This is a genomic window from Streptomyces sp. HSW2009 (assembly GCF_040240285.1).
Lineage (GTDB): Bacteria > Actinomycetota > Actinomycetes > Streptomycetales > Streptomycetaceae > Streptomyces.
On record NZ_JBEHZD010000045.1, the window covers coordinates 1 to 25,572 of the forward strand.

Consider the following 25,572-nt stretch of genomic DNA (forward strand, 5'->3'; position numbering starts at 1 on the left):
GCGGGGGGGCGCGGCCGGTGCCGCGGGCGCCGGCGGCGAGGGCCCCCCCGCGGGGGGCGGGGGGGGGGCGGGGGCGGGGGCGGGGGCGGGGGCCGGGGCCGGGGCCGGGGCCGGTGGGCGGTGGGGCAGCGGGCCGTAGCGGCCGAGGTGTTGGTGCAGATGGCGGGTTGCCATCAAGCGCATAGCGCGGGCCAACTCCGCGTCCAGCGCCTGCTGGGCGAGTGGCCGGAAGCGACTGATCAGCAGCGCCGCCTCCTGAGCCTCGGCGTCCGTCGGCGGATGGCCCAGGTACTGGTGGAACACGTGCTCCGTCGTGAAGTCGAGGAACCGATCCGCGATGTGCTCGACCTGTCCCCGCAATTCTCGTACGTGATCGGCGATGGCCAGCAGTGGCACGCCTGCCGTGTGCAGTTCCACGGCGACCGCCAGCTCCTGCGGGCTGGGCACCAGGAACTCGCCCGGGTTCTCCGGAACGGGCTCCAGAACGCCGAGCTCCACCGCCTCCCGAACGGCGCCCTCGTCCAGACCACCGCCGAACCGCTCGTCCAGCTCCGCCCAGGTGATCCGCGTGGCCTGCTCGTCCGTCCACGGCCCCTCCACCGCCGCGACCAGACCCAGCACCCCGCCCAGGTCCCGGCCCGCGTCCCAGGCCGCGAGGAGTTCCTTGATGCTGGACAGGGTGTAGCCGCGCTCCAGCAGCGCCGCGATCCTTTCCAACCGGGTCAGGTGCTGGTCCCGGTACACATTCGCCCGGCCGCGCCGCTCGGGCCGGGGGAGCAGGCCACGGTCCTGGTATGCGCGGATGGTGCGGACGGTCGCTCCGCTGCGGTGTGCCAACTCCTCGATCCGGTACTCGGGGGATGCGTGCGGTTCGACGGATGCCTCGGACACGTCCCTGCCCCTCCCTTCCTCTCCGCTCTGCTTCACCTGGCCTGAGCTCCGCCCTGACCTGGCTGTTTACCATCCACCCTGCTGGTGCGCGGGGCCGCCGGCCGCGGTGTTCCGTCGGTTCGGCCCGCCGCTCGCGCCGCCCTTCACCCCTTCGGTTCGAGCCTGGCCAGGGCGCGTATCGCCTTCGGGGCGAAGCGGGAGAGCAGATGCGCGCCGCGTGCCTCAGGGGTCACCGGCACCACTGCCTGGTTGCGGACCACGGCGCGCAGGATCGCGTCGGCCACCTTCTCCGGCGGGTAGTTGCGCTTGCCGTACATCCGGGTGCTGCGGGTGCGGCGGCGCTCTTCCTCGTCGTGGTCCACGCCGACGAACCTGGTCGTTTTGGTGATGTTGGTGTTGATGATGCCGGGGCAGATCGCCGAGACACCGATGCCCTGACCTGCCAACTCGGCGCGTAGGCACTCACTCAGCATCAGCACGGCTGCCTTGGACGTGGCGTACGCGGGCAGCATGCGGGTGGGTTGGAACGCGGCGGCGGATGCGGTGTTGACGATGTGGCCGCCCTGGCCGCGGTCGGCCATCTGCCGGCCGAAGGTGCGGCAGCCGTGGATGACGCCCCACAGGTTGACGTCGAGCACCCGCTGCCAGTCCTCGGGGCTGGTGTCGAGGAACGGCCCGGACACCCCGATCCCGGCATTGTTGACCAGCACGTCCACGACGCCGTACGAAGCGGCGACCTTGTCGGCCAGCTTCTCCATGGCCTGTGCGTCCGAGACGTCCACCGGCTCGCTCCAGGCCGCCGGGGCGCCGATCAGCCTGGCCAAATCGGCGGTACGGGCGGCCCCCTCCTCGTCCCGGTCAACGGCGATCACCCGTGCCCCCGCCTCGGCGAACGCGAAGGCGGTGGCCCGGCCGATGCCGCTGGCGGCGCCCGTCACCAGCACGAGTTGCCCGGCGAACCGTGCCGCGTAGGCGCTCGCGGCCCGGGACTGCACGGCCGGCGTACCTTCCTCAACCGACGTGACGAAGTCGGCCACCCAGGCGGAGATCTGGTCCGGGTGCGTGCGGGGTGCCCAGTGCTTGGCGACCAGGCTGCGGCGCACCAACCGGGGTGCCCACGTGTCCAGTTCGTCGAAAACCTGCTCCGAGACGAACCGGTCGCCGGTGGGGTGGATGAGCTGGACCGGTACGTGTGCGTAGGCGTCGGTGCGTGGGCGACGCAGCCTGGCGCGCACGTTGTCCCGGTACATCCACACGCCGTGGGCGCCGTCACCGGGCAGCGACGCGGTCGGGTAGTCGGCGCCGTGCGCACCGCGGTCCGGCGTCTTCTCGACCCGGCTCAGCAGCCCGGGCCACGCCTTGCCGAGCGGCCCCCGCCACAGGGCCTCGGGCACCACGGGGGTGTGGAACGCGTACACGTACCAGGACTTGATTCCCTGGCCGAAGAGCTGGCCCACACGGCGCGGGGTCGGGCGGGTGGCGCGCTTCTTGAGCCAGAGGCCCAGGTGGTCAAGGCACGGGCCGGACATCGTGGTGAAGGAGGCGATGCGGCCCTCGGTGCGTGCCACGGTGGCGAACTCCCAGCCCTGCACCGAGCCCCAGTCGTGCCCCACCAGGTGCACGGGGCGGTCGGGGCTGACCGCGTCGGCGACCGCGAGGAAGTCGTCGGTCAACTTCTCCAGGGTGTAACCGCCGCGCAGTGGCTTGGGTGCGCTCGACCGCCCGCAGCCGCGCAGGTCGTAGAGGACGACGTGGAACCGGTCGGCCAGCCGTCGGGCGACCTCGCTCCACACCTCTTTGCTGTCCGGGAAGCCGTGCACCAACACGACGGTCGGCTGTGTCCGGTCGCCCCATTCCGCGACGCAGAGCTGCACGCCGCCGGTGTTGACCCAGCGTTCGGTCGCCCCGGCCAACGGTCCCGTGGCCTCCGTGTCCGTCACTGCTTGACCGCCTCTCCGATTGCCGCTGTCACTGTTGCCCGTCTTCGTGCCGCGTACGTACTGCCGTGCTCTGGCGGATACCCCGAACCGCCCCCGTGACGACCGCGTCGTTCCGTCCCGTCGTGCGCCCGCCCGGCAGCGCCGTGGCCGGTGCCCGCGTGGTCGGTCGGTCGCGGGTGCCGCTGGGCCTGCCGTGCGGTCCGCCGGCACCCGTGGTCATATGGACTGTTCCGCCGCCCAGCGGCGCACGTGCGGGAGGTCGTCGTCCAGCCAGAACGCGCTCTGCTCCGGGTCCGTGGAATCCGTGACGACGAGGATCTCCTCGAACTTCGCGCCCACGCCGCGGAAGCCGAGGTGCGGTTCCACGGCCCACAGGCCGGGTTGCGGCGGATGGTCGGAGAACCGGTACGGGCTCCACAGCGGGGACCAGCCTTCGCGGTGGCCGTGCAAGGCGTCGCTGGCCAGGCCCTTGAGGCTGTGCACGCCGAAGCCGAACGCCGTGGGGGACCAGGTCCGTTGCCTGACGCGGTCGACCTTGTGCGCGATGACGCCGAACGGGTAGGCGCGGTGCCGGTTGGCGTACCCCTGGCGGACCATGAGCCGGTCCACGTCCTCGTATATCGCGCGCAGGGAGCGCCGCTCGCGCACCCCGCGCAGGATCAGGGCGCGGTGCGCCGCCAGGTCGGCGAGCAGCCTGCCGTGCAGGGGGTTCGCGCCGAGGCAACCGCTGTAACCGATGTCGGCCGTATAGCCGTTGAGTACCGGGGCCATGTCGAGGATGAACGGCATCCCCGGCTCCAGCTTCCGGTTGGTGGGGAAGAACTGGAGCGGTATGCGGAAGTCGGTGAAGGCCGTGCGGTCACCGAACCAGGCGAAGGGCAGGTGGAACCAGTCGCGTACGCCCCGCTCGCGCAGCCAGTCCCGCTGCATCCGGGCCGCCTCGCGCTCGGTCACGCCGGGGCGCAACTGGGCGGCGACGGCCTCCGCGCACTCGTAACTGAGCCGCTGCACCGTGCGGAACCCGCGCAGTTCGGCTGTGAGTTCGCCGTGGCGTGTGGTGTGTCGATCGTCCACCGATGTGGTCATGGCTTCCGTCCCTCCCGCGACGCTCGGGCCCTGGCCGTCCGGCTGCGGGCCCGGCCCGGGTGGGCAAGGCCATGCAGACCTGGGGTCGAGAGGCGTCTCAGCCCCAGCCCCGGTCCCGCAACTTGACACTGATGAATGTGACAATGGCTGGCGGCTACGTCAATAGGTCGGATCGGCCTGTGGGAAACCCTGGGTAACCCCCAACCACCTGCGGCTTGACCGGCCTCTTCGTATCTGTGGCGGCGCTGGGCGCAGGACTTTTCTGCGTGATGAACCCCCGATTCCCCCCTTGTGGGGGAGCGCGTGCCGGGCTTCGGCGCGTGACCTTCGTGGCCGGTGTGACACCAGCGACATCAGCTATGAGAGCGCCGTCAGGTGTGTGAGCAACGCATGCGTGCTGCGAGCCGTGCGGGGCACGCACACCGGCCCGACGCCATGCCCCCGCGACAGCGTGCTCCCGTCGGCAGCGCCCCGCCCGCCTGAGCGCCAGCCGCCACGCCGCTTGCCGCCCGTCCGCCGCTCCCTGCCCGCCACGCCGCTTCCCGATTGCCCCGTCGCCCCGGCAGCGACGCCGTACGTCATACCCTCGTATGTAGCGCCCCCTAGTGCACCGCCCGCCCGCACGTCAGCCCCCGCAGGCCGGCCCCCGCGGACAGTCGCCGTACCGCATCTCCGCAGGTCAACCCAGGTGTCGCAGGGATTCCAAGGCGATACCGCCGGGGCCTTTGACCGATGCGGCCGGCGGCCTGCCGGGAGCACGGCTGGCGCGAGGAAGGGGACGGAGCGACGAAAGAGAACTCTGACTGTTCTCCTTCGGTACGGACCCCCTACGGGTTTCTACGACTCCAGTCGTAGGTCGATCCAGCCGTCTGGAGGGAGGCTGGTTCGCAGGGACGCCACTACCTTCGAAGACGTGACTGTGATCGCTACCGAAGGCCTGAGCAAACGGTTCCCCCGGGTGACCGCGCTCGACCGGCTCTCCCTCGACATCGCCCCGGGCGTGACCGGGCTGGTCGGTGCCAACGGCGCCGGCAAGTCCACCCTGATCAAGATCCTTCTCGGGCTCTCGCCCGCCAGCGAGGGCAAGGCCGCCGTGCTCGGCCTCGATGTCGCCAGCGAGGGCGGGGCGATCAGGGAACGGGTCGGATACATGCCGGAGCACGACTGCCTGCCGCCGGACGTGTCGGCGACGGAGTTCGTCGTGCACATGGCACGCATGTCCGGCCTCCCGCCGTCCGCGGCCCGTGAACGCACCGCGGACACGCTGCGGCACGTCGGCCTGTACGAGGAGCGGTACCGCCCCATCGGCGGCTATTCGACCGGTATGAAGCAGCGGGTCAAGCTGGCCCAGGCGCTCGTGCACGACCCGCAGCTCGTACTGCTCGACGAGCCGACCAACGGCCTCGACCCGGTCGGCCGGGACGAGATGCTCGGCCTGATCCGCCGTGTCCACACCGACTTCGGCATCTCCGTCCTGGTGACCTCGCACCTGCTCGGCGAGTTGGAGCGCACCTGCGACCACGTCGTCGTCATCGACGGCGGCAAGCTGCTGCGCTCCTCGTCGACGGACGACTTCACGCAGGCCACGGCCTCGATCGCGGTCGAGGTGACGGACAGCGAGGCGCACCCGGACGGCACGACCGCCCTGCGCGAGGCGCTGGAAGCGGCCGGTCTGACAGTCGGCACCGTCGAGCGCGAGGCGGACGGTTCGCCGGCCTCGGCCCGGCTGCTGTTCGTCGAGGTCGACGGCGATCCCACGTACGACGCGGTACGCGATGCGGTGGCCGGGCTCGGGCTCGGGCTGGTCCGGATGGAACAGCGCAGGCACCGCATCGCCGAGGTCTTCCGCACCGATGCCGCCGCCACGCAGTCCCCCGCCGCCGGCGTCCCGCAGACCCCGGTGCACCCCGGCGCGTCGCCCACGTCCCAGCAGCCCCCTGCCCATCAGCACGCGGCGCAGCCACTCGCCGCTGGCCGGCACCAGGAAGGAGGCGACGGCGATGTCGCCTAAGACGCACAGCGGGGAGACGGCGGGCAACTGGTCGGCCCCGCGCCCCGCGGCCCCGGCCGACGTCATCCACAACATCGGCTACCGGCACTACGACGGCCCGCGCCTCGGCCGCGCCTACGCCCGCCGCTCGCTCTTCTCACAGAGCCTGCGCGGCGCCTACGGACTCGGCCGTTCTGCCAAGTCCAAGGTGCTGCCGATGCTGCTGTTCGGCGTGATGTGCCTGCCGGCCGGGATCATCGTCGCGGTCGCCGTAGCGACCAATGCCAATAGCTTGCCGGTCGAATACACCCGGTACGCGGTCATCATGCAGGCAGTGATCGGCCTGTTCGTGGCCGCACAGGCGCCCCAATCGGTCTCACGTGATCTGCGCTTCAAGTCGGTACCGCTCTACTTCTCCCGGCCGATCGAGACCGCCGACTACGTGGTCGCGAAGTTCGCCGCACTGGCCTCGGCCATCTTCCTGCTGACCGCGATCCCGGTGGTGGTCCTCTATGTGGGCGCGCTGCTCGCGAAGCTGGACTTCATGGATCAGACGAAGGAGTTTGCACAGGGGATGGTCTCCGTGGCCCTGCTCTCCGTCCTGCTCGCCGGAATCGGCCTGGTCATCGGCGCCCTCACGCCGCGCCGCGGCTTCGGCGTCGCCGCCATCATCGCCGTGCTGACCATCTCCTACGGCGCCGTGAGCACCATGCAGGCGATCGCCGAGGAACAGAGCAGCACCGGTTCGATCGAGTGGATCGGCCTCTTCTCGCCCATCACCCTGATCGACGGGATTAGCACGGCGTTCCTCGGCGCGACCTCCGCCGCACCCGGCGGGTACGGCCCGGACGCGGCCGTCGGCCTGGTCTACCTGCTGGTGACCGCAGTCCTGGTGGCCGGTTCGTACGGGCTGCTCATCCGCCGCTACCGGAAGGTCGGACTGTGATCCAGATCGACCATCTGATGCCCACGGATGTCCGCAGATTGACCGTACCTGGCCAGCCCGCGTCCCGTACGAGTCGCTTGGTGACCGCCCGCGTGTCGGGACGTGTCCCCCGCACCTCGCCCGCCGTCGCCACCACCCCTCGAAGGAATGGGCCGCGCCCATGAGCACTCTCATCATCGACAACGTCTCGCGCTGGTTCGGGAACGTCGTCGCCGTCAACGACGTGACGATGACCATCGGCCCCGGCGTGACCGGCCTGCTCGGGCCCAACGGCGCCGGCAAGTCCACCCTGATCAACATGATGGGCGGCTTCCTCGCGCCCTCCACCGGCTCCGTCACCCTCGACGGCACGCCGATCTGGCGCAACGAACAGAGCTACCGGCACATCGGCATCGTGCCCGAGCGCGAATCGATGTACGACTTCCTCACCGGCCAGGAGTTCGTCGTCGCCAACGCCGAACTGCACGGGCTGCCCAAGCCGCGTGCCGCCGCACAACACGCGCTGGCCACGGTCGAGATGGAACACGCGGCCGGCCGCAAGATCTCCACGTACAGCAAGGGCATGCGGCAGCGCGTGAAGATGGCGTCCGCGCTGGTCCACGAGCCGTCGGTGCTGCTGCTCGACGAACCGTTCAACGGCATGGACCCGCGGCAGCGCATGCAACTGATGGACCTGCTGCGACAGATGGGAGCCGAGGGACGCACCGTCCTGTTCTCCTCCCACATCCTCGAAGAGGTCGAACAACTGGCCGCGCACATCGAGGTCATCGTCGCCGGCCGGCACGCCGCATCGGGCGACTTCCGCAAGATCCGCCGGCTGATGACCGACCGCCCGCACCGCTACCTGGTGCGTTCCAGCGATGACCGGGCCCTGGCCGCCGCGCTGATCGCCGACGCGTCGACGGCCGGCATCGAGGTGGACGCGGCCGAGGGCGCCCTGCGCATCCAGGCCATCGACTTCAACCGGTTCACCGAACTGCTGCCGCGCGTCGCCCGCGAGCACGGCATCACCCTCCTCACGGTCTCGCCATCGGACGAGTCCCTGGAGAGCGTCTTCTCCTACCTCGTCGCGGCATAACGCAAGGAGCCCCAGCGATGTACAACCCCACGGTCGCCCGGCTGACCTACCGGGCGTTGCTCGGCCGGCGCCGCGCGCTGATCCTCTGCTCGCTACCCGCCCTGTTGATCATCATCTCGATCGCGGTGCGGCTGATGACGGGAGCCGACGACGAGACGGCCGATTCGATCCTCGGCGGCTTCGCGCTGTCCGTGATGGTGCCGCTGATCGGCGTCATCGCAGGCACCGGGGCCATCGGCCCCGAGATCGACGACGGCTCGGTGGTGTATCTGCTGGCCAAGCCGGTGAAGCGGCCGACGATCATCGTTACCAAGCTCTTCGTCGCGGTCGGCGTCACCATGGCCTTTTCGGCCATCCCCACCCTGATCGCCGGCTTCGTCCTCAACGGCAACAGCCAGGGCATCGCCGGCGCCTACACCTCGGCCGCCGCCATGGCCTCCATCGCCTACAGCGCGATCTTCCTGCTCCTCGGCACCATCACTCGGCACGCGGTCGTCGCCGGCCTGGTGTACGCGCTGGTCTGGGAGTCCGTGTTCGGCACGTACGTCAACGGCGCCCGCCAACTCAGCGTCCAACAGTGGTCGCTGGCCGCTGCGGAGAAGATCGGCCAGGGCGGAGTGATCTCCTCCGACGTCGGCCTGCCGGTCGCCGTGGTGCTGCTGATCGGCGTCACGGTGCTGGCCACCTGGTACGCGGGCCAGAAGCTGCGCACCCTGACCCTGGCCGGCGAGGAGTAGCCGCAACACCCGCCGGCGCACCCATCGACGCGACTGCGCTGCGGGGCTTGCCGGAAGGCGGGAGAGGAGCGGGCTGCGGTCCGTACGGGAGCCAGCAGGCGCTGCCGTACGGGCCGCTTCGTCTTGCTGCCACGCTGGGGCGTTGCCACGTGCGCGCCCGCGCGTAGCCGTCGGGTGCGCGGCTTCGGGGCGCTGGCGCTGCTCGCGTGGTGGGGCCTGCGCTGGTCGGACGCCCGCGACGACGGCCGCGCGCAGGAGGAATCGCAGGCAGCGACGGTCATGCGCCCGTCACCTCCCGATGGCCGAAAAATTTCTGCCCCGTCACCAATGACCAAAGGTTGAACAGTTCTTGACTGTTCGAATGGGGGTTCGTCCAGGGGGGATTGTCAGAGGGTCCGAGTAGCGTCTTCAGCATGGGGTACTCGGGTTGGATCATCGTCGCCAAGGGCGACGACACACTGTCGAAGGAGCCTGCCGTCACCGCCCACGGGCGTGGAGTCTTGGCTGAGTACGTCCGGGGGGACTGGCGCGAGATGTGGCTCGACGGTCGCTGGGGGACGCGACCGAGCCCGTCGGCGACGGAGCTCGCCACGGCGACCGGCGCCCCCGCCATGACCGTCTTCGTGATGGACGAGGACTGCGCGGTGGCGTATGGGGCGGCGCCCTCGGGACAATGTTGGGAGGCCGTCTTCTCCGAGGAGGCGGCTGAGGCGTACGAGGCGATACCGGCCGGTTACGAGCGGCGCGCGGCCGTCACCGCCGCCCTGGACTGGGCCGCGGAGGCCAAACTCCTGTGCTGCGAGCCGGGTCCCGTCGAGACGGCACTGCGCGACGGTTGGTACTCGGACCTGCTCCGCTGCTTCGGACTGCCGGAGGGGGTGGAGATACACCGGGCGGAATAAACGACCGCCGCCTGACCAGGAGTTCCCTGCCCGGTCCGGGCCCGGTGGAGCGCCTGGCCCATCGTGCGTTCCGCGACGGATGCTCCGCAGACGGCACACCCTCACCGGTGCCGCGGCGGAGGCGGGCCGGTTGGCGGGGGCTTCCGCTGTGCGCCGTAGCACCTGAGCATTGCGCTGCACCGGGCTGTGCGTCGTTGGTGTGCCGGGGCCCGCAGGGGCGGGGTTGCGCTTGCGCTCGGTCTCGTCCGCCACGCGCGCGTAGCGGGACGTGCGGTACGCCCCGTGGGGGTACGCCCCGCGCGCTGCTGGCGCTGCCCGTGCCGTCTCGGAGGCGGGAGCTGCCGCGACGTGCAGCGTGTTGGGCCAACGGCGAGGCGGAGCCGCGGCGCGCGCGGGCGGGCGCTCAGGGCATGTGGGGGTGGGGCGTGTCCGCGCCGCTGCGGTCGTCGCTCACCATGAGCAGTACGGTGGCGCGTTCGCCGTCCCCCAGCGAGCGGACCTTGTGCGGTGTCGTCGCCTTGAAGTACACGGAGTCCCCCGGCCCGAGCGTGACCGCCAGGGACGGGAACAGCAGCTCGGCGAAGCCCTCGTGGACGAAGACGAACTCCTCGCCCGGATGGTCCCGGAAGGGGGCCGGGCCGGCATCGTGCGGAGGGTACAGCATGAACGGCGTCATGCGTTTGTCCCCGGCCTGGAGGGCTATGCCCTCGTAGCGGGTCCCGGGCTCGTCGTCGGAGGTCAGCGACTTGCGCTCGGCCGCCCGTGTGACGGTGATGTCCGCGACCTCGGCCGCGTTGGCGAAGAGGTTGTCCAATGGGACGTCCAGGGCCTTGGCGAGCGAGGCGCTGACGGCGATGGACGGGATGCTCTGACCGCGCTCGACCTTGGACAGATAGCTCTTCGTGACTCCGGAGCGCTCAGCGAGCACCTCCAGCGTCATCAGCCGCTCCTTGCGCAACTGCCGTACCCGATTGATCACTGGTCGCATCCCTTCACGCACCCCCGCCCTGACTTGAGTCGACCGGGCGGGTCCCCAGTATGTCCCGGCCCCCCGCTGACCGGCCCGGTCGGGAATTCACCCTTGCCTCATGACACTAGGTGTCCTATGGTGAACTCAGTTTCCTCGGAAGTGCTGCGAGCGGCACAAGACGACGGGGGCGCTGGTGCTGTGCCTGTGCCCCGGAAGTGGAGAAAACCGTGGCCGACACCCTGCAAGAGACCAAGGACGTGCTGGTCGAGCATGCCGAACGGCAGATGCACGAGCACTTCGGCGACTCGCGACTGACCACCCGGCAGAAACTCGCCCTGACCTGCCGGATCGCCTACGACGGTGGCCATGACTCCGGGCTCGCGGGCCAGATCAGCGCGCGTGGACCCCGCCCGGGTACCTACTACACCCAGCGGCTGGGCCTCGGCTTTGACGAGATCACCGAGGACAACCTGCTGTTGGTCGACGAGGACCTGCGCGTGCTGGCAGGGGAGGGCATGCCCAACCCGGCCAACCGGTTCCACTCCTGGATCTACCGCGCCCGCGAGGACGTGAACTGCATCATCCACACCCACCCGCTGCACGTGGCCGCGCTGTCGATGCTCGAAGTTCCGCTAGAGATCTCCCAGATGGACACCACGCCGCTCTACGACGACTGCGCCTTCCTCAAGGACTGGCCCGGAGTGCCGGTGGGGAACGAGGAGGGCGAGATCATCTCGACGGCCCTCGGCGACAAACGGGCCATCCTCCTGGCCCACCACGGCCAACTCGTCACCGGCGCGACCATCGAAGAGGCATGCAACCTGGCGGTCCTCATCGAGCGGGCCGCGCGCCTGCAACTGCTCGCCATGTCCGCCGGCACCATCAAGCCCCTGCCACCCACCCTCGCGCAGGAAGCCCACGACTGGACCTCTTCGGAGCACCGCAGCCAGGCCAACTTCGCCTATTACGCGCGCAAGACGCTCCGCCGCCACTCCGACTGCATCACCGGCGAGGTGGACCTCTGATGGCCGAGCCACCCCTCAAGGGGATCATCTCGTACCCCGTCACCCCCTTCCGCCCCGACACCGGTGAAGTCGACCTGCCCACCCTCAGCCGGCTCACGAGTGAACTGGTCGACGCAGGAAGCCACGGCATCGCACCACTGGGCAGTACGGGGGAGAGCGCCTACCTCCGCGAAGCAGAGTGGGACGCCGTCTGCGAAACCACCCTCGACACCGTCGGCGGGCGGGTTCCCACCGTGGTCGGGGTGGCGCACCACAGCACCGAGGGCACCATCCGGCGTGCCCGGGTCGCGGCCCGGCACGGAGCCACCGCGATCATGGTGTTGCCCCAGGTGTACTGGAAGCTGACGGAGACGGAGTTGGCCCGCCACTTCGCCGCCGTCGCCGATGCGAGCGACCTGCCGGTCATGCTCTACAACAACCCCGGTACGAGCGGCGTCGACCTGCTGCCCGAAACCGTGGCCGCCTTGGCCCGTACGATCCCGAACCTCACCATGGTCAAAGAGAGTTCGGGTGACGCCACCCGCTTCCGATCCATCCGGGAGCTGTCGGACGGTGCCCTGTCCGTCTACAACGGCAGCAACCCTCTCGCCCTCGAAGCCTTCCGCTCCGGCGCCGAGGGTTGGTGCACCGCAGCCCCCTGCCTGGTGCCGCGCTGGTGCCTGGACCTCCAAGCGTCGGCGAAGCGGGGAGAGGAGGAGCGGGCCGATGCGGTGCTGGCGGAGCTGCTCCCGTTCTTGCAGTTCATCGTCGGGCACGGCCTGCCGCGGGCCATCAAGGCGGGCCTGGAATTGCAGGACCGTGGAGTGGGACAACCAAGGCCCCCGCTCCTGCCACTTCCCCAGGAAAGAAAGGAGGAACTACGAGGACTACTCGACAGGCTCGACACCCACCCACTGCTGTCGGACCCTGCCAAGGACGTACGAACACCTGCGGTGTGAAGCACCCTGGCCCTGCACCGTTCGCAAGGGCCGGGCGGGCAGCGACGTCGCGGCGTACGAAGCGGGCGGCGAGGCATGAGGGAATGGGTGGGCCGCGCCCGGGACCAGCCCGACGCCGGTGGCAGGCTGTCACGAACGACTGCGGGCAGGTTCCGCCCAGCATGACCCGGGTGATGGGCCGGCATTCCTCATCGATAGTCCGGGGCTGGCGGTGGCCGGCCGGGGTAGCCTCCGGTCATGTCTTCCACGGCTGCTGACGCCTTTGTCCCACACGACTTCGACATTCCTCAGGGCCTGTCCGAGGAGGGGTTCCGACTGGAGCCCCTGCATCCTCGCCACAACGAAGCTGACCACGCCGCATGGATGTCGAGCATCGAACACATTCGCGCCACGCCCGGATTCGAGAAGCACGATTGGCCACCGGTGGCCGGCATGAGCGCTGCGGAAAACCTCAGCGACCTCCAGAAGCACGCGGATGACTTCGAGCGGCGCGATGGATTCACCTACTCGGTCCTTGACGACCAGGACGAGGTGGTCGGCTGCGTGTACATCTACCCGGTGAATTCCGGAACGGAGCAAGCCCAGGTGCGGTCCTGGGTGAGCGCTGACCGGGCCGACCTGGACGACCCGGTGTACGAAGCGGTCTCCGACTGGTTGGAACTGGTCTGGCCCTTCGACCAAGTCCGCTACCGACCGACAACCTGACAAGAGACTGGCCAGCCGAGAGCGGCTGTGTCACCCAATACGAGGGAAGCAGGACCGCAGCCTCCGCACGGCGGACAGCGGACGAGAGCGACGCACGACGCACGGCAAACGACGAACGGGACCAAGGACGAGAAAGGAGAAGAGAGCCAGGCTGGGTGAGGTGACCCGGCTGGTGGGTCGAATGGTGGGGTGCAGTACGGAGTGCAGGTGAGCCGGAATGGTCCGCCTGGGTGCCCCTCAGGTACTACGCCCGCGTGTATGCGTCGGCGTGCGCGTTCCCTGAGGGGGCCGGGCTTCCTACCGTGCAGGGAGTCGCTACAGAAAGCAGGGCTCCCCGTGTCCGTCACCGACGTCTACCTGGCGAACAACGAAACGTACGCCGCTGCCCCCGCGACGACCCGCGGGGCACGGCCCCTGGCTGAGCCGCCGACTCGGCATCTCGCCGTGATCACCTGCATGGATGCGCGGATCGACGTGTACGACATGCTCGGGCTCGAACTGGGCGAGGCGCATGTCATCCGCAATGCCGGCGGGGCGGTGACTGACGACGCGATCCGTTCACTCGTCGTCAGCCAGCGGGAATTGCAGACGCGCGAGGTGATGGTCATCCACCACACCCAATGCGGGATGCTCGGCCTGTCCGACGACACGTTCAAACGAAACATCGAGCAAGCCACGGGTGTCCGCCCGCCCTGGGCAGCTGAGGGTTTCGAACAACTTGAAGAGGATGTACGGCAGTCGGTGCGACGCGTCTTGGCGAGCCCGTTCGTTCCGTACCAGCACTCAGTGCGGGGCTTCGTCTATGACGTCGACACCCGACGGTTGCACGAGGTGCAGTGCGGGGGTATGGCACCTAGGTAGGGGCTGTTTCAGGGCCTTCGGCGGCGTTAGTGGGCGTTGCGTTCTGCGGCGGCATGCCACCAGCCTGGTGGAGGCGCGGCGGTGACGCCGGCGGTGGATTGGTCGGGATGGAGGCCGAGCCGCCGGAGTGCATTGGCCTGGATGCGGATGTCGATCCATCCGTGCCAGTGGCCGTCAGAGCCGATGCCGCAGGCCAGGCCCCACTGGATCTCGGCTGGGTTGAAGGGCGTCCAGTCGATGCCGCGGTCACGCAGTCAAGCGCGAGTGGCCGCCATGGGGCGGGGGCGGCCCGGAAGGTTCTCGTAGGCCGCGATGGTGATCCAGTCGGCGCTCGACGTCGACGTGTCCATGGTGCCCATGGTGCCGGGTGGTCGTCCTGATGTCATTGCCAAGGAGGTGGGGGACGGGGTGGGACGGGCGGGAGGGAAGCAGGTAAGTCCACCAGACCTCCGGCTTGTTGCAGCAGCGATACGGCCTCGTGTACGCCGGCCCAATTGCCTTTCGCGGGGGAAACGGGCGCCCGTACCGTGCTGAGGCGATTACGGAACGTCGTTCCTGGAGGTTGGTGCCCCATGTCCGTCACTGATGAGTACCTGACCAACAACGCCACGTACGCCGCCACCTTCAGCGGGCCGCTGCCGTTGCCGCCGTCGCGCCATGTTGCAGTGGTGGCCTGCATGGATGCGCGGCTCAATGTGTATGCGGCGCTGGGGCTGAAGGAGGGCGAGGCGCACGTCATCCGCAATGCGGGCGGCGCGGTGACCGAGAACGAGATCCGTTCGCTCGCCATCAGTCAACGGCTGCTCGGCACCCGGGAGATCGTGCTGATCCACCACACCGACTGCGGCATGTTGACCTTCAAGGACGATGAGTTCCGGCAGCAGATCGAGGAGGAGACGGGTATCAGGCCGGCGTGGGCCGCTGAGGCGTTCGACGACGTGGAGCGGGACGTGCGGCAGTCGGTGCGGCGCATCAAGGCCAGCCCGTTCGTGCCGCATACGGATCAGGTGCGCGGGTTCGTCTTCGACGTGGCCACGGGGCGGCTCAACGAGGTGGACTGAATGCGACGACCGCGCGCCGGGGCGGGCGGGTTCGGCATGGCGCCGTAGCGTAAAGGCGCCTTGCCGGCGCCCATCACCCCTGGTCTCAGCCCCGTACGGGCTCCGGTCCAGAGCCTCGCCCCACAGCGGGGCGGGTTCCGGACCGGAGCGCTGGGGCCGGGGCCGTGGGTCAGATCTTCAGGTCGCGGCCGGCGCCGAGGCCGAGGGTGGCCAGGCCCGCGCACACGCCGAGCAGCAACAGCAGCGGCAGGGTCCAGCCGTCGGTGACCTGGTGTACCGCGCCGAGGGCCAGCGGCCCGGCGGCAGCCAGCAGATATCCCCAGGTCTGCGCCATGCCGGAGAGGCGCGCGGCGGTGTGTGCGTCACGGGCGCGGAGCACCATCATCGTCAGCGCGAGGCCGAGCGCGCCGCCCTGTCCGATGCCGAAGAGCGTGGCCCACAGCCAGGCCCCGCCGACCGGTGCGACGAGCAACCCGATGACGCTGGAGGCCATGAGCGTGGCCACACCCACCGCAAGCAGCCGCTGCTGCCGCATGCGCCCGGCGAGCAGCGGCACGACGAACGAGCCGACACCCTGCAACAGCGTGCTGTAGGCGAAGATCAGGCCGGCCGTTGACTTGCTCATGCCGTTGTCGGTGAAGACGGTCGGCAGCCAGGCGATCACCACGTACGCAACGAACGACTGCGACCCCATGAACAGGGTGATCTGCCAGGCCAGCGGGGTGCGGGAGAGGCGCGTCGCGTCCGGCTCGGGGGTGGCCGGGGCCGAGTCGCGGGCCGGGGTGGCGGCCGGCTGACCGTGGTGCAGGCCGCGGCGTGCGATGACGGCCTGCGGCGCCCACAGCAGTGCGGCGACCGCCGCCAGCAGTGCCCAGGAGGCGAGGGAACCGCGCCAGCCGCCGAGCGCGTTCTCCAGCGGTACGGCCGCGGCGGCGGAGGCGGTCGCGCCGATGATCATCGCGGTCGAGTACAGGGCCGTCATGGCCGCCGCGCGCTCCGGGAAGTCCCGCTTGACCAGGCCGGGCATCAGCACGTTCAACCAGGCGATGGCGGTGCCGACGAAGGCGCCGCCGACGAACAGCGTGATCACGGGCGGCGCGACGCGCAGCAGGATGCCGCCGCACAGCAGGACCAGCGCGGCCAGCAGGACGAATTCGGTACTGAACCGACGGGCCAGCTTCGGCGCCAGCGGCGAGGCTATGCCCATGAACACCAGCGGGATCGTGGTGACCAGGCTGGTGGTGGTCGCCGCGAGGTGGAAGTGGTCGCTGATTTCACCGAGCAGCGGGGAGACCCCAGCCAGCGCCGCGCGCATGTTGAGGGCGGCGAGCACGATGCCGATGAGGAGCAGGGTCGGGTGGGTGCGCAGGGTGCGGCGTGCCGCCGCTACGGGCGGCGTGGGGACCAGATCCTCTTCGGCATCGATGAGCCGGTCATCGGGCGCGGTGCTGGGCCCGGATATCCCGGACATAGGCGGCTTACCTTTCGTCGGTTCGAGGCGTGTTCCCGGGCGAGGGGGGCGCTTGATGCATGAGGCGGGCGCCCGGCCGTGTGGCATGGCGGGCCGCGCCGACGGGGGGCGTTGCGTGCGTGGCCGCGCGACGACGCGCCGGCCTTGAAGTGGGGAGAAGGAGAGAGGAGGAGGGAAGGGGGGAGGGGAACCTTGGGGCGGGTGGGGGAGTCAGGTGCCTGGGGTGAGTAGGGCGTCCACGGCCTGTTTGGGGACGTCCAGCAGGGCGCGGGCCGCGCACTCCGCGGCGTCGGGGTCGCCGGAGGCGATGGCGTCGACGACGGCGTGGTGGTCGCCCGGCGCGATGTGCGGCATGTCGCGATCGCCGAGCGCGGTGAGCAGGGACTCGCGTACGGAGCTACTGAACCAGCCGTACGTGGCGCTCAGCGCCGAGTTGTGCGCCGCGTCCACCACAGCCGTGTGGAACTCCACGTCGTGGTCGGCGTACAACTCGATGTTCTCGTGGGGTGGTTGGGTGCCACCGTCGGCCAGTGCTGCTTGTGCGGCGAGGGCGGCTCGCATGCGTGCCAGGTCAGCGGGCTGGTGTCGGAGCGCGGCGAGGCGCGCGCCCTCTGCCTCCAGGGCGATTCGCAATTCCAGGACGTCCCGGATGCCGGCGCGCTGGATGCCGCGCATGACGGCCGCCGGGTCGGCCGTGGACACGACGAAGGTGCCTTCACCCTGCCTGGACTGGAGCATTCCGGCGTGACAGAGCACGCGGACCGCCTCGCGCACGGTGTTGCGGCCGACCTGGAGCTGTTCGGCGAGTGCGTGCTCGGTGGGTACCCGGTCGCCGATCTTCCACTGACCGCCGGCCAATTGGGCCCGGAGCTGCTCGACAACGGTGTCGACGAGCGAGGTGCGTCCTGCTGCCCGCAGTGTCATGGTCGCCGCTCCTCACCTACGTCATGCGGTTACCCGGTCATCCTACAACTGCCCATCGGCCCGTCCACCCCTGACGGGCGTGATGCGCGCTACGCCTGAGGTCTCGGGCCCTCGGGTCTCGGATTTCGGGTGGCGCGGGTGCGGGGTGCGGGGTGCGGGGTGCGTCTGCGGGCTGGCGCATGCCTGTGGCGCGGCGTGCGCGTGCGGTCTGACGTGCGTGCATGGGGCGGCGTACGTGGGTGGCGCCGCGCCGCGTGGGCGGGGTGGGCCCTGACCGATCGACCGATCGACCGATCGACCGATCGACCGATCGACCGATCGACCGGACGCTCGGCGACGGTTCGATTACCGCAGGTCAACAAGGATTGTCAGAGGGACGCAGTACGGTCGGTTCATGGCAGCAGGCTTCGACCTGGCATCCGACTCCACGGATGCTCGGCTGTGGCTGTGGCTGTGGCTGTGGCTGTGGCCAGTTCGGTCGGTCGCTTTGGGCACGGTCACTTCAGGGTCGGTCGCTTTGGGGCCGGATGGTTCCGGGGTGTGGGTGGGAGCGGTGGGTTGGAGTGTTGGCCATGCGCGGGACGCAGGTGAAGGGGGTGTTCGTCCTTGGATGTGGTGGGTGGGTGTGGCGGGTGACCCAGGCTGTTTGGGGGTGAGCCACGTACGGGTGATTGTTGGGTGTGCAGGGTGGGTTGGGGGTATGAAGCCCTGTGAGGGTTGGTTGGGACGTGGCCGGCAGTGTTTGTGTGTGGCTCGGCCTGAGGGTGGGTGTTTCCGCAGCGGGGGATTGGCTGGCAGAGGTGGGCGGCGATGGGGTCATGCGGGGGTGTGGCTGCGGGGCTTGGGTGTGATGGGGATGGTCGGGGTGTGGCGGTGGAGCGGAGAAAGACTCTCCGCCACGGCGTCCGCGAAGGCCAGGGCGGCCGGGCCGAGGGTTTCCCAACGGCGTACGGCCCAACCGGTGGCGAGCGGGGGCAGGCTGGGAATGGGGATGAGGCGCAGCCCGGGGTGTTCGGCGGCGCGCCAGCCAGGGAGGGTGGGCACGATCGCGTGCCCGAGACCGAGTTCGGCGAGCAGCATGGCGGTGTCCCAGTCCGCGACGCTCGTGCTGGCGTCAGGCTCGGAGCCGTGCTGGGCGAAGTGACCGTCCAGGGAACGGCGTGAGGTGGAGTTCTCGGGCAGCCGGATGTGTTGGATGTCGGCCAGATCGTTGTGGTGGATGGTGGTGTGGGTGGCCAGGGGGTCGTCGGCTCGCACGGCGAGTACCCAGGGGAGTTGGATCACCGGGCGTTGTTGGATGCCGCGTACGGGCGGGCCGATGGTGATCCAGGCCAGGTCGGCGGTGTCAGCGGCCAGCGCGTCGAGACAGCCGCGACCCGAGTTGGACGTCTGGAACTCCAGGCCCACCTGAGGGTGTTGGGCCCGGAAGGCGACCACGGCCTGCGACATGAAGTGCCGTACGGAGATGGCGCCGGTGGTGATGCGTACGGTGCCGGCTGCTCCGTCGCGGATCTCACGCAACTGCCGTACGGCCAGGTCGAGGGCGCCGATCCCGTCGTTCGCCGCGTGCCGCAGGAGTCGGCCGGCCTGGGTGGGGGCCACGCCGCGAGGTTGGCGTTCCAGAAGGGGCAGGCCCAGTTCGCGCTCCAGCCGGCGGATGCGCTGACTGACGGCCGACTGGGTGCAGGACAGGTCGCGGGCCACGGCGCTGAGGCTGCCCGCTTCGCACACCGCGAGGAAGGCGCGGAGATCATCGAGAGTCATTCGATCACGCTAGATGAGGAGGTGACACCAAGTCACAGCTTGGAGAGTTGCAAGGAAACCCGTGGATTGACTTGGGGGTGGCCGGCGCAGATGCTCAGGGGCAGGGCGAAGCCGGCGCCGCGGAGCCCTGGGCGGCAACCCACTCGCCAGTTCACTGCGCGTCCGGAAGCGCGGTGCGTTGGTGAGCGGGTGCCGACCCGCCGGCTGTCGGGCTTGCCACCCGTGGGGCTGGTGCGGTGCTCGCAGGCTCGGCGGATGGGGGTCTGGTGGGTGTGGGCCCGGTGGATGTTGGGCCGCCGTCCCATGGGCCTGTTGGGGGCCGCGGGCCCGTTGCCCCAAGGGCGCCATCGAATGGTGTCCCCCATCGAACGGTGCGGCTGGGGTTGGTTGTGAAGGTGGGTGATGTCGGTGGGGGTGGGTGTGGTCAGGGGGTGGGCCAGTCCCAGGCCATGCCGTGGACGCCGGCGGGGCAGCGGGTGGGGAGCATGTGGGCCGAGTGGGAGATGTCCAGGGCGATGCGGCGGCTGGAGCGTTGGGCGGCGCCGATCTGTTCGCGGTAGTAGCGGTGGCAGGTCACCGGGAGCGCCTTGGGGTGGAAGTACACGTGGAGGAGGTATTCGCGCAGGTTGATTCGGGTGCGGCGTTCGTGGTGGGTGGAGGGGAGTTGGCTCGGGCCGAGCAGGATCTCGTAGTCGATCATGGCGGTCTCGTTGCGGGTCAGTTCCCGGCCGAAGAGGATCTCGATGACGAGGCTGCGCAGTTCGGGCACGAAGCGTACGGTGCCGGGCTTGCCGCACCGTATGACCACGTCGATCGATTCGGCGGTGGTGTCGTCGATGGAGTGCACGACCGTGAACCGGCTGGCTCCGGTGCGGGTGGCGCGGAGGACCTGGTGAACGGCGGTGCTGCGGATACACCGGTGTTCGTCCAGGCGCAGCGTCTCGTGGATGACGAGGGTGTGCAGGTCCTCGTTGAAGTGGGCGAAGGCGGCGCCCAGGGCGCGTTCGACGGCGGAGTTCTCGCCGAAGACGCGCTGGGAGGCGGTGAGGTCCTGTGGTTCGGCGGTTGTCCGGCCGCGCGGGCGGTGCGGGCCGAGGAGGGAGCGCAGGGCGCCGGTGGGGAGGGCGAGTATGGATTCCAACTCATCGACGGCGCGTAGGGATTGGGGGCGCTCTGGTTGGCTCCGGCCGCGCTGCCAGTAGCTGAGGGTGGCCAGGCTGATGCGGATGCCGCGGGCCTCAAGCCGTTCCCTGACGCGTTCCAGTGTGAGGCCGCGTTGGCGCAGGGCCTCGCGGAAGACGGTGGCGAAGGAGGTGCCGGCCGTGGTCTGGGCCAGGTGGGGTGAGGGTGCGGTGCCGGCGGCGGTGGCGATGCTGGTGCCGTGCTCGGTGGGAGGTGGGGGTGGGGCGGCGGCTCGTACGCGGGGTCTCGGGGGTGCGCCGGTGATCGGGATGGACCGGGGAGCGCGGGGTGGGGGTGGCTGTGCGGCGGCGGGCGGGGTGGGGCTGGTTCCCTGGGGGCGGGGTGCGTGGTGCGCGGGGGTGCCGTGGGGTGGCTTGGGCATGACGTCTCCGGGGGTCGCACGGTCCCGCTGAGGCGTGGTGCAGGGGGTACGGAGCGGTGCGGCGTGGGGCGTCTCGCCGGGTGGCGTACGGGGTGGTTCGTAGGGGGCCTGGCCGTACGCGGGGCGAGTGGAGCAGTGGGGCGGGGTGGCGCGGCGTGTGCGGTGGGGGACGGGGTACGTGCCGGTGGCGCGGGCCTCGCGGGTGCCGATGCCGAACGGTGCGGGGGCCGCTCACCGTATCCGGCGAGCGGCCCCCGTGTCCCGTAGGGGGTGTGGGGTTTGGCCGTTGGGGGTGGAGTGCTGTACCTCGTGGGCCGGCGCCGAGCCTCGTCGGCGAGGGCCTTGCCTCATACGCCCGCGCCTCGTATGCCCGCGCCTCATACGTCCGCGCCGAGCCGCGTTCGTGAGGCCCCCCTCCTCGTACGTCGTGCGCCGAGACCCCTACGCGGTGCTCCGTGTGTTGCGTCCCGGGGTCGAGTGTCGGGTGTTAGCCGTGGGAGGGGTGAGGGCCGGGGGCGGACGTCGCGCTGGTTATGTCGGTGGTGGTGCCGGTGTTGGCGGTGGTCGTTGTGGGGTTCGTCGTGATGGGGGTGGGCTGGGGGGTGTGGGGTGGGGTGTTGTTGTGGGCTTTGTTGTTTGTGTGGGGGGTGGCTGGTTGGGGGTGGTTGTTGCGTAGGGCTGCGAAGACGAGGAGAGCGGTGGCCACTGCGACCAGGCCGGAGATCAGGCAGACGCGGTCGATGCCGGCGGCGAAGGCATCTCCGGCGAGGCGTTCGACGGTGTGGCGGGCGGGGCCGGGTGGGGCGGCGGCGATGACGTCGGCGGCGTGGCCGCCACTGATGGCCTCGGCGGCGTGATCGGCCGCGTAGGCGGCGGTGTGGCCGGTGACGCGTTCGGCGGCATGGTCGGCGATCGTGCTGTTCGGGCCGCCGCCGGCGCTGGGCGTGCCCGATGCGAGCGCGTCCCGTACGCCGCCCGCGCCGCCGTTCGCCCCGCTGCTGCCCGCGCCGCCATTGCCCGCCTCGGCCGCGGTGGTGCCGTCGGTGTAGACGGTGCGTACTCGGGCGGCGAAGACGGTGCCGAGTACGGCGATGCCGAGCGCGTAGCCGAACTGGCGTGAGGTGTTCACCGCGCCGCTGGCCATGCCGGCGCGTTCACCCGGTACGAGTCCCAGTGCAGCCGATACCAGGACTGGTGTGGCCAGGCCGACGCCGAGGCCGGCCACGGCGAGGCCAGGTACGAGCGAGGTCCAGTCAGCGTCGCCGTCCACGAACGCGGCGTTGAGCAGCGCGCCCCCGCCCACCAGCAGCAGGCCGACTCCCACCGGGACCTTCGGCGGCAGGTGGCTGAGCAGTTTGCCGCCGACCACGCCGACCAGCAGCGCGGCCAGCGCCAGCGGCGTCACCGCGAGGCCCGCCTCGATCGGGCTCATGCCGAGGAGCGACTGGAGCCACATGGCGACGTAGGTGAGGTAGGGGAAGGCGCTCGCCTGGAGCACCACCGCCGCCACCATCAGCACCACGAACGCCGGGCTGCGCAGCAACCCCAGGTCGAACATGGGCTGTTGCAGCCGCCGTTCGACCAGGACGAAGGCGAGTACGGCCAGTCCGGCGGCGATGAGTGCGGTCAGGGTGCCCGGCTCGGACCAGCCCTCTTCGCCGCCGCGGATCAACCCGTATGTGAGGGCGCCGGCGAAGGCCGTGAAGAGGACCACGCCCGCGGTGTCGATCCGACCCCCCGAGCGGCCGGTGGACTCGCCGACGGTGCGCAGCGTCAGCCAGCCGGCGAACACCGTCAGCGGCAGGTTGACCAGGAAGATCGCCCGCCAGTCCAGGGCCTCGGTGAGCAGCCCGCCGAGTACCGGGCCGACGGCCGCCGCGGCGCCACTGGTCCCGCCCCACACGCCGAACGCCACGCCGCGGTCGCGCCCCGAGTACGTCGCCATCAGCAGCGGGGTGTTGGTCGCGAACATGGCAGCCGCGCCCACGCCCTGGACCGCCCGCGCCGCGATCAACAGGCCCGGGCTCGGGGCCAACCCGCAGGCCAACGAGGACAGCGCGAAGACGGTCAGGCCCAGTACGTACAGCTTGCGCCGGCCGAACAGGTCGGCGGCCGAACCGGCCGCCATCAGCAGCGCCGCCAGCGCCAGGGCATAGATGTCCATCACCCACTGGAGGGAGGTGAAGGAGGCGTCGAGATCGCGCGCTATCGGCGGCAGCGCGGTGTTCACGATCGTGACGTCCATGATCAGCATGAAGTTGCCCAGGGTGATGGCGACCAGCGGCCACCACTTGCCGCGCCCGGCACTGTGCTTGGTGGCGCGTCCGGAATCGCCCCCGGCACCGCGTCCGGAATCGGCTCCGGCGCCCCGCCCGGAATCACTCCCGGTGCCCCGCCCGGGATCGTTGCCGGTACTGCGTCCCGTATCGGGTCCGGTGCCGCGTGCTGCGGCGGTCCCGTCGCGGGTGCCCCCGTCGTTCGTCATGGGTGTTTTCTCCCTCGTGAGGTGGTCAGGCCCGATGCCCAGCGGGCCTGACCACTGTCCGGTCGGTCCGGCGTTTTCCCCAGCCAGTACGGATGGTGGTGGCGGTATCCGACACGGGCTAGCGTGGAGTGGTGAAAATCGACGCTTTCGATGAGGTGGATCGGCAGCTCGTGCACGCCCTTCAGATCGACGGGCGCGCCTCGTTCGCCCGGATCGCCGCGGCGCTCGGCGTCTCGGACCAGACCGTGGCCCGTCGCTACACGCGGCTGCGCACGCAGGGGCTGGTGCGGGTGTTGGGGCTGACGGACGCGCGGGCGTTGGGTGAGGTCGTCTGGTTCCTGCGGGTGCAGTGCCGGCCTGATGCGGCGGTGTCGGTCGCCGAGGCGCTGGCTCGCCGCCCGGACACGTCGTGGGTCAGTCTGATGTCGGGCGGTACGGAGATCGCGGCCGTACTGCGCGGCGCCGGCGGCCAGGACAACGACGCGGACGCCCTGCTCCTGCGCGAACTGCCGCGCACGCCCCAGGTGGTGGGCGTGACCGCGCAGTGCATGCTGCACCAGTACTTCGGCGGCGAGCAGGGCCTGGTCAACAAGTCGGGCGCGCTCACGGCGCGGCAGGTGGAGTTGCTGAGTACGGGGTCTGGCGGCGAGGGCGGGCCCGACGGGCTCCGTGGGCCGGGTGCGGTTTCCCGCGGGGGCGCGGGGGTTCCTGCGGCGGATGTGCCCGCGCCGGGTACGTCCGGCGCGCCGGGCGCTCCCGTTTCTCCGGGCGCTCCCGTTTTTCCTGGGGCATCCGCTGATTTGGGGGCGGCGGTCGTCTCCGCAGGTCCGGGGGCTCCCGGCGCCTTCGTGGCCTTGGGGGGTTCCGTAACCCCGGCCGCCTCCGTGGCCGCGGGGGCCCTGGCAGCCCCCAGCACCTCAAGTGCCCTTGCCGCATCAGATGCATCAGCCACTTCAGGTGCTCCCGCGGCCTCGACCACCTCGGAAAGCCTCGCCGCCCTGGCCAGCTCGGCCACATCAGCTACCTCGGCCACATCAGTTACTTCGGCTACGTCAGCTACTTCGGCCATGCCAGCCACCCCGGCCACATCAGCTACCCAAGTCACTCTCGTCACTCCGGACACCACCCCGGGCGCCGTCCCGAACACCACCCCGAACACCGCCCCAACCGTCGTCGCGCGAGCCGTGGACGGGCGGGCGGAGCCCACCGTTCCGGTGTCGCTCAGTGAGGGGGACCGGCGGTTGTTGGCCGTGTTGGAGGTGGAGGGGCGGGCGCCGCTCGCCGAACTCGCCGCCGCTACCGGCTGGTCCCAGTCGACCGTCCGCCGCCGGGTGGCCGAACTACGTCGACTGGGCGTGCTCTACTTCGACGTGGACCACGACCGGCGGGTGTTCGGGCACGGCACCAGGACGGCCCTGTGGGTCTCGGTGCCGCCGTCCGACCTGCACGCCACCGGCCAACAGATCGCCGAGCACCCGGAGATCGCGTGCTGTTTCGCCACCACGGGGCAGCACAACCTGTTCGCCATGGCGATCTGTTCTGACGTCAACGCGCTGTACCACTACCTCACCACGCGCGTCGCTTCGCTCGCCGCGATCCGGCAGGTGGAGACCTCGCCCTTGATCCGCCGCATCAAGGGCCCGGGCCCGGTCCCGACCCACACGCCCGTACGCCGCCGCTGAGCCCGCCCCCGACCCAGCTCACCCGGTCTCACCCCGCCCCGAACCCTGCCCGCCGCACCCCGCCGCGCCCCTCGCCGAACCCAGCTCACCCCCCTGCTGACTCGCCGCACTCCGCCGCGCTCGTACCCACCCCGCGGCGCACCGCCCGCCCATCCGCACAGGCCGCCGGAGCCCCACCCGCCTCTGCGGCCCCGACCACGTCTCGTACCTCCTCCACCCCTGCGGCCTCGACCACCCCCGGACCTCCCGCCGGCAGACCGGCAGGCCACACCCGTACCCCGCTCACCAGCAGGCCCCACCCATCGGCCGGCAGGCCACACCCGTACCCCCCCCCCCGGCCGGCCCCCCCCCCCCCCCCGCCGGCCCCCCCGCGCCCGGGGGGGCCCCCCCCCCCCCGCCCCCGCGGGGGGCCGCGGGCCGCCGCCCCCGGCGGGCGGCCCCCCGGGGGGGGGGGGGGGGTAGGGGGGGGGGGGGGGGCGCCGGCCGGCCTACGCGGTGGTGGCGATGCCGCCGTCGACGGGGATCACGGCGCCCGTGAGGTACGCGCCTGCC

21 protein-coding genes and 1 pseudogene are annotated in these 25,572 nt (G+C 70.7%); 12 read left to right on the forward strand and 10 right to left on the reverse strand.

Annotated elements, in window-relative coordinates; translation table 11 throughout:
• The 3 genes from AAHZ94_RS06025 to AAHZ94_RS06035 all read right to left on the reverse strand — a co-directional run.
• Positions 1–891: MerR family transcriptional regulator (locus tag AAHZ94_RS06025; RefSeq protein ID WP_349991151.1), on the reverse strand; the 891-nt coding region annotated here is incomplete at its 3' end.
• 143 nt (positions 892–1,034) lie between these two features.
• Positions 1,035–2,831, reverse strand: a complete 1,797-nt coding sequence (locus AAHZ94_RS06030; protein WP_349991152.1) for an SDR family oxidoreductase — start codon at positions 2,829–2,831, stop codon at positions 1,035–1,037.
• 216 nt (positions 2,832–3,047) lie between these two features.
• Positions 3,048–3,917 carry a M24 family metallopeptidase gene (locus AAHZ94_RS06035; RefSeq protein ID WP_349991154.1) on the reverse strand — a complete coding sequence of 290 codons (870 nt, stop codon included), beginning with the start codon at positions 3,915–3,917 and terminating at the stop codon, positions 3,048–3,050.
• Between the two features lie 919 nt (positions 3,918–4,836).
• Here AAHZ94_RS06035 and AAHZ94_RS06040 point away from each other — a divergent pair.
• From AAHZ94_RS06040 to AAHZ94_RS06060, 5 genes are all read left to right on the forward strand, one after another.
• On the forward strand, positions 4,837–5,928 hold the full coding sequence (locus tag AAHZ94_RS06040; RefSeq protein WP_502964586.1) for an ABC transporter ATP-binding protein: 1,092 nt from the start codon (positions 4,837–4,839) through the stop codon (positions 5,926–5,928).
• The gene (locus tag AAHZ94_RS06045) at positions 5,918–6,853 is read left to right on the forward strand and encodes an ABC transporter permease (protein WP_349991157.1); all 936 of its coding nucleotides are present in this window, start codon (positions 5,918–5,920) and stop codon (positions 6,851–6,853) included. Before AAHZ94_RS06040 ends, AAHZ94_RS06045 begins: the two co-directional genes overlap by 11 nt.
• Before the next feature lie 160 nt (positions 6,854–7,013).
• Entirely contained in the window at positions 7,014–7,931 is a 918-nt protein-coding gene (locus AAHZ94_RS06050; protein ID WP_349991158.1) for an ABC transporter ATP-binding protein, read from the forward strand.
• A 17-nt stretch (positions 7,932–7,948) separates the two neighbouring features.
• Positions 7,949–8,668 (forward strand): ABC transporter permease, encoded by a 720-nt coding sequence (locus AAHZ94_RS06055; RefSeq protein WP_349991159.1) that lies wholly within the window; start codon positions 7,949–7,951, stop codon positions 8,666–8,668.
• Between the two features lie 413 nt (positions 8,669–9,081).
• Entirely contained in the window at positions 9,082–9,570 is a 489-nt protein-coding gene (locus AAHZ94_RS06060; RefSeq protein ID WP_349991161.1) for a hypothetical protein, read from the forward strand.
• A gap of 403 nt (positions 9,571–9,973) precedes the next feature.
• Here AAHZ94_RS06060 and AAHZ94_RS06065 read toward each other — a convergent pair whose 3' ends face one another.
• Positions 9,974–10,558, reverse strand: a complete 585-nt coding sequence (locus tag AAHZ94_RS06065) for a helix-turn-helix domain-containing protein (protein ID WP_349991162.1) — start codon at positions 10,556–10,558, stop codon at positions 9,974–9,976.
• Positions 10,559–10,767: 209 nt separating this feature from the next.
• On the opposite strand from AAHZ94_RS06065, the gene AAHZ94_RS06070 reads away from it, so the two are divergent.
• From AAHZ94_RS06070 to AAHZ94_RS06090, 5 genes are all read left to right on the forward strand, one after another.
• Positions 10,768–11,565: an aldolase gene (locus AAHZ94_RS06070; RefSeq protein ID WP_349991163.1), complete on the forward strand. Its 798-nt coding sequence runs from the start codon at positions 10,768–10,770 to the stop codon at positions 11,563–11,565.
• Positions 11,565–12,503, forward strand: a complete 939-nt coding sequence (locus AAHZ94_RS06075) for a dihydrodipicolinate synthase family protein (protein WP_349991164.1) — start codon at positions 11,565–11,567, stop codon at positions 12,501–12,503. The genes AAHZ94_RS06070 and AAHZ94_RS06075 overlap by 1 nt, the downstream gene beginning before the upstream one ends.
• A 237-nt stretch (positions 12,504–12,740) precedes the next feature.
• Positions 12,741–13,208, forward strand: a complete 468-nt coding sequence (locus AAHZ94_RS06080) for a GNAT family N-acetyltransferase (protein WP_349991165.1) — start codon at positions 12,741–12,743, stop codon at positions 13,206–13,208.
• Positions 13,209–13,544: 336 nt separating this feature from the next.
• Positions 13,545–14,069 carry a beta-class carbonic anhydrase gene (locus AAHZ94_RS06085; RefSeq protein WP_349991166.1) on the forward strand — a complete coding sequence of 175 codons (525 nt, stop codon included), beginning with the start codon at positions 13,545–13,547 and terminating at the stop codon, positions 14,067–14,069.
• A gap of 572 nt (positions 14,070–14,641) precedes the next feature.
• Entirely contained in the window at positions 14,642–15,130 is a 489-nt protein-coding gene (locus AAHZ94_RS06090) for a beta-class carbonic anhydrase (protein ID WP_349991167.1), read from the forward strand.
• Positions 15,131–15,299: 169 nt separating this feature from the next.
• Here the strand turns inward: AAHZ94_RS06090 and AAHZ94_RS06095 are convergent, their stop codons facing one another.
• The 5 genes from AAHZ94_RS06095 to AAHZ94_RS06115 all read right to left on the reverse strand — a co-directional run bounded on the left by AAHZ94_RS06095 (position 15,300) and on the right by AAHZ94_RS06115 (position 23,107).
• Positions 15,300–16,601, reverse strand: coding sequence for a CynX/NimT family MFS transporter (locus AAHZ94_RS06095; protein WP_349991168.1), 1,302 nt, complete (start codon positions 16,599–16,601; stop codon positions 15,300–15,302).
• A gap of 210 nt (positions 16,602–16,811) precedes the next feature.
• On the reverse strand, positions 16,812–17,525 hold the full coding sequence (locus AAHZ94_RS06100; RefSeq protein WP_349991170.1) for a FadR/GntR family transcriptional regulator: 714 nt from the start codon (positions 17,523–17,525) through the stop codon (positions 16,812–16,814).
• 816 nt (positions 17,526–18,341) lie between these two features.
• Positions 18,342–19,289 carry a LysR family transcriptional regulator gene (locus tag AAHZ94_RS06105; protein WP_349991172.1) on the reverse strand — a complete coding sequence of 316 codons (948 nt, stop codon included), beginning with the start codon at positions 19,287–19,289 and terminating at the stop codon, positions 18,342–18,344.
• A 424-nt stretch (positions 19,290–19,713) separates the two neighbouring features.
• A complete protein-coding gene (locus AAHZ94_RS06110; protein WP_349991174.1) occupies positions 19,714–20,853 on the reverse strand; it encodes a helix-turn-helix domain-containing protein in 1,140 nt (379 codons plus the stop codon).
• 487 nt (positions 20,854–21,340) lie between these two features.
• Entirely contained in the window at positions 21,341–23,107 is a 1,767-nt protein-coding gene (locus AAHZ94_RS06115; protein ID WP_502964587.1) for an MFS transporter, read from the reverse strand.
• Positions 23,108–23,469: 362 nt separating this feature from the next.
• Between AAHZ94_RS06115 and AAHZ94_RS06120 the strand changes: the two are divergent.
• Positions 23,470–23,970, forward strand: a pseudogene (locus tag AAHZ94_RS06120) (Lrp/AsnC family transcriptional regulator); the annotation flags it as partial.
• Positions 23,956–25,020: an Lrp/AsnC family transcriptional regulator gene (locus AAHZ94_RS06125; RefSeq protein ID WP_349991178.1), complete on the forward strand. Its 1,065-nt coding sequence runs from the start codon at positions 23,956–23,958 to the stop codon at positions 25,018–25,020. The pseudogene AAHZ94_RS06120 and the gene AAHZ94_RS06125, both read left to right, overlap by 15 nt.
• 282 nt (positions 25,021–25,302) lie before the next feature.
• Here AAHZ94_RS06125 and AAHZ94_RS06130 read toward each other — a convergent pair.
• Positions 25,303–25,572: hypothetical protein (locus tag AAHZ94_RS06130; RefSeq protein WP_349991177.1), on the reverse strand; the 270-nt coding region annotated here is incomplete at its 5' end.

Coding starts and splice junctions, on each gene's coding strand:
- AAHZ94_RS06080 (WP_349991165.1), top strand. CDS start 12,741: ATGTCTTCCACGGCTGCTGACGCCTTTGTCCCACACGACTTCGACATT.
- AAHZ94_RS06100 (WP_349991170.1), bottom strand. CDS start 17,525: ATGACACTGCGGGCAGCAGGACGCACCTCGCTCGTCGACACCGTTGTC.
- AAHZ94_RS06090 (WP_349991167.1), top strand. CDS start 14,642: ATGTCCGTCACTGATGAGTACCTGACCAACAACGCCACGTACGCCGCC.
- AAHZ94_RS06045 (WP_349991157.1), top strand. CDS start 5,918: ATGTCGCCTAAGACGCACAGCGGGGAGACGGCGGGCAACTGGTCGGCC.
- AAHZ94_RS06055 (WP_349991159.1), top strand. CDS start 7,949: ATGTACAACCCCACGGTCGCCCGGCTGACCTACCGGGCGTTGCTCGGC.
- AAHZ94_RS06095 (WP_349991168.1), bottom strand. CDS start 16,601: ATGTCCGGGATATCCGGGCCCAGCACCGCGCCCGATGACCGGCTCATC.
- AAHZ94_RS06105 (WP_349991172.1), bottom strand. CDS start 19,289: ATGACTCTCGATGATCTCCGCGCCTTCCTCGCGGTGTGCGAAGCGGGC.
- AAHZ94_RS06075 (WP_349991164.1), top strand. CDS start 11,565: ATGGCCGAGCCACCCCTCAAGGGGATCATCTCGTACCCCGTCACCCCC.
- AAHZ94_RS06060 (WP_349991161.1), top strand. CDS start 9,082: ATGGGGTACTCGGGTTGGATCATCGTCGCCAAGGGCGACGACACACTG.
- AAHZ94_RS06035 (WP_349991154.1), bottom strand. CDS start 3,917: ATGACCACATCGGTGGACGATCGACACACCACACGCCACGGCGAACTC.
- AAHZ94_RS06065 (WP_349991162.1), bottom strand. CDS start 10,558: ATGCGACCAGTGATCAATCGGGTACGGCAGTTGCGCAAGGAGCGGCTG.
- AAHZ94_RS06110 (WP_349991174.1), bottom strand. CDS start 20,853: ATGCCCAAGCCACCCCACGGCACCCCCGCGCACCACGCACCCCGCCCC.
- AAHZ94_RS06050 (WP_349991158.1), top strand. CDS start 7,014: ATGAGCACTCTCATCATCGACAACGTCTCGCGCTGGTTCGGGAACGTC.
- AAHZ94_RS06115 (WP_502964587.1), bottom strand. CDS start 23,107: ATGCTGATCATGGACGTCACGATCGTGAACACCGCGCTGCCGCCGATA.